A 2,645-nucleotide genomic window follows, 5' to 3' on the forward strand; every position below is an offset into this window, starting at 1 on the left:
GCCGCCGCCGGCACGGCGCTGCTGCGTGCCTGCGCGCCCTTCATGACGGATCGCGCCGCCGACTCCGCCGCCCCGGTTGACCTGGGCGCCCTGCGCGCGGAGATGCAGGGAACCGCCGAGATGGTCCGGACCCTCTTCGAGCGCCATCTCGGCTCCCTCCCTCCGCCGGGCGGAGGCGCAGCACAGCGGGAAAGGATCGCCACGTGATCGAAGCGGGCATGGACGCGCCGCCCTTCACCATGCCGGCCAGCGGCGGCCGCACGGTGAGCAAGGCGGCCCTCGGCGGGAAGCCCTTCCTGCTCTACTTCTACCCGAAGGCCGACACCTCCGGCTGCACCCAGCAGGCCTGCGGCATCCAGGAGGCGCTGCCGGCGCTGGGCAGGCTGGGACTGACGGTGATCGGCGTCTCGCCCGACCCGATGAAGGCGATCGAGAAGTTCGCCTCGAAGTACGGCCTCACCTTCCCGCTTGCCTCCGACGCGGAACACGCCATCGCCGAGACCTACGGCACCTGGGTCGAGAAATCGATGTACGGGCGCAAGTACATGGGCATGGAGCGCACGAGCTTTCTGGTCGGGCCGGACGGCAAGGTCGTGCAGGTCTGGCGCAAGGTGAAGCCGGCCGAGCACGCGGCGCTGGTACGCAAGGCCGTCGAGGCGCTGTGAAGCGCCCGCCGGGGGGAGCGGCGTAGGTCCCCCCCCGGTCCCCGGATCAGATGTAGCGCAGCGCCAGCACGCCACCGACGATCGCCAGGGCGGTCGCGCCCGCGATCAGGTTCAGCCGCTTCTCGATGAACTCCCGCGCCGGCGGGCCATAGGCGCGCAGCAGCCAGGCCAGCATGTAGAAGCGCGCGCCACGGGTGATGACGCTGCACACGAAGAAGATCGGCAGCGAGAAATGCGCCGCGCCGGCGGCGATGGTGACGATCTTGTAGGGGATCGGCGTCAGCCCCTTGATCAGGATCACCGCCGCGCCCCATCGCTCGAACCAGGCGCCGAAGGTCTGCAGCGCGTCGGCATGGCCATAGGCGGCCAGCACCGGCAGCGCCACCGCCTCGAAGAGGTAGGTGCCGATGGCATAGCCCAGCAGCCCGCCGATCACCGAGGTCACGGTGCAGATGAAGGCGTAGTGGTAGGCCCGGTCGGGCCGCGCCAGGCACATGGGAATGAGCATGGCGTCGGGCGGGATGGGAAAGAAGCTGCTTTCCGCGAAGGACACCGCTCCCAGGGCCGCCGGGGCCCGGGGGTGCGCGGAAAGGGCGATGATCCAGTTGTAGAGGGCGCGGAGCATGTCCGCCGCCATCCCATGCCGCGCTGCAACAAGCAAGTTACAAATCGCGGATTCATCTTAAAAAATGGACAATGCCATCAGAAAGCGTAACGGATGCGGCAATAAGGCATCTCCTCGCCCAGGATCGCGATGAAGCGCTGCAGCAGCCTGCCCTTCACCCCGTGCCGGTAGCGCAGGTTGCGCGCCCCGTTCTGGCTCGTCTTCTCCTCCTGCCAGCGCGGCTGCCAGAGCAGCTCCTCCGCCCTCGGATGCCAGGCGAGGTTCACCCCGTGCAGCTCGGCGCTGTGGGTCAGCATGATCACCTCCGCCGCCAGCCCCTGCTTCGCCGCCTCCGGAAGCTGGCCGTCGATCTGCCGGAACAGCTCGCGCCACTCCGCCTCCCAGCCCTCGTGCACCACCACGGGCGAGAAGTTCAGGTGCAGCTCGTAGCCGGCGCGGAACACCTCGCCCGCGAAGGCGATCCGCTCCGCCACCGGCGAGGTCCGCACGTCCAGCAGCCGCGCCCGCGCTTCCGGCATCAGCGAGACCCGCACCCGCGTCCGTCCGCGCGGGTCGTAGTCCAGGATCGCCGGATTCGCGAATTTCGTGGCGAAGGAGCCCTTGGCGTTCGGCAGGTCGCGGAACAGGGCCACGAGGTCGCGGACATTGCCGGAAATGGCGGCATCCACCGACAGGTCGCCATTCTCCCCGATGTCATAGACCCAGTCCCGCGCATCCACCTGGTTGGGCTCCAGCTTCATGCCCTGGCGTGCCGCGTGACGGGCGATGAAGCCGGTGATGGCGTCGATGTTGGTGAAGACGGTTACCGGGTTCGCATGGCCCTTGCGCCGCGCCACGTAGCAATAGGCACAGGCCATGGCGCAGCCGTTGGACACCGAGGGCGCGATGAAATCCGCGCTGCGCCCGTTCGGCCGGCAGGCCAGGGTCTTCTTCACCCCCAGCACCAGCACGTCGCGCTTGGCCGCCAGCCAGTCCGCCGCCGCCCCTTCCCGCAATGCCGGAATGGACCAGTGCGAGGCTACCTCCACCTGCCGCGCCTCCGGAAAGCGCGCCAGGATCTCGCGCCCCCTCTCGCCCTCGCGTATGGCGGGTTCCAGAAAGATGATCCGGGGATCGAAAAGGTAAGCGGGCAGCATGCCATTCCGCGCCATGGTCCCCGCAAGTGGCGACGCCCCGCCAGCCTGCAAGCGCCGCGCCCCCGGAACGGGGCACCGCGCCCGTGGCTGCCCCAGGCCCGCCTTTCGTTGGCGCGGGGCGGTCAGGCCGGCCCCTGACCCCGATCCCGGGACGCGAAGCGCCGGAAGCGGGCCGCGCCCGGCCTCAGCCCGCCCGTACCAGAGCGTGCTTCTTGCGGC

At 69.6% G+C, this 2,645-nt stretch carries 4 protein-coding genes; 2 read left to right on the top strand and 2 right to left on the bottom strand.

The window, feature by feature from the left end:
* Together ROTAS13_RS22675 and ROTAS13_RS22680 are read left to right on the top strand one after the other, a co-directional pair.
* A partial coding sequence (locus ROTAS13_RS22675) for a hypothetical protein (protein WP_139323510.1) occupies window positions 1-207 on the top strand: 207 nt, incomplete at its 5' end.
* A gap of 11 nt (window positions 208-218) precedes the next feature.
* A complete protein-coding gene (locus ROTAS13_RS22680) occupies window positions 219-665 on the top strand; it encodes a peroxiredoxin (RefSeq protein WP_075823518.1) in 447 nt (148 codons plus the stop codon).
* A 46-nt stretch (window positions 666-711) separates the two neighbouring features.
* Here the strand turns inward: ROTAS13_RS22680 and ROTAS13_RS22685 are convergent, their stop codons facing one another.
* Entirely contained in the window at window positions 712-1,290 is a 579-nt protein-coding gene (locus tag ROTAS13_RS22685; RefSeq protein WP_026032905.1) for a YqaA family protein, read from the bottom strand.
* 77 nt (window positions 1,291-1,367) lie between these two features.
* Window positions 1,368-2,426 (bottom strand): spore photoproduct lyase family protein, encoded by a 1,059-nt coding sequence (locus ROTAS13_RS22690; protein WP_075823517.1) that lies wholly within the window; start codon window positions 2,424-2,426, stop codon window positions 1,368-1,370.
* Window positions 2,427-2,645: the final 219 nt, after the last annotated feature.

This window comes from Roseomonas sp. TAS13 (assembly GCF_001950415.1).
GTDB lineage: Bacteria > Pseudomonadota > Alphaproteobacteria > Acetobacterales > Acetobacteraceae > Roseomonas > Roseomonas mucosa.

Bases quoted from the DNA above. Each gene is read 5' to 3' on its own strand.
- ROTAS13_RS22680 (WP_075823518.1), top strand. From the start codon at position 219: ATGGACGCGCCGCCCTTCACCATGCCGGCCAGCGGCGGCCGCACGGTG.
- ROTAS13_RS22685 (WP_026032905.1), bottom strand. From the start codon at position 1,290: ATGCTCCGCGCCCTCTACAACTGGATCATCGCCCTTTCCGCGCACCCC.
- ROTAS13_RS22690 (WP_075823517.1), bottom strand. From the start codon at position 2,426: ATGCTGCCCGCTTACCTTTTCGATCCCCGGATCATCTTTCTGGAACCC.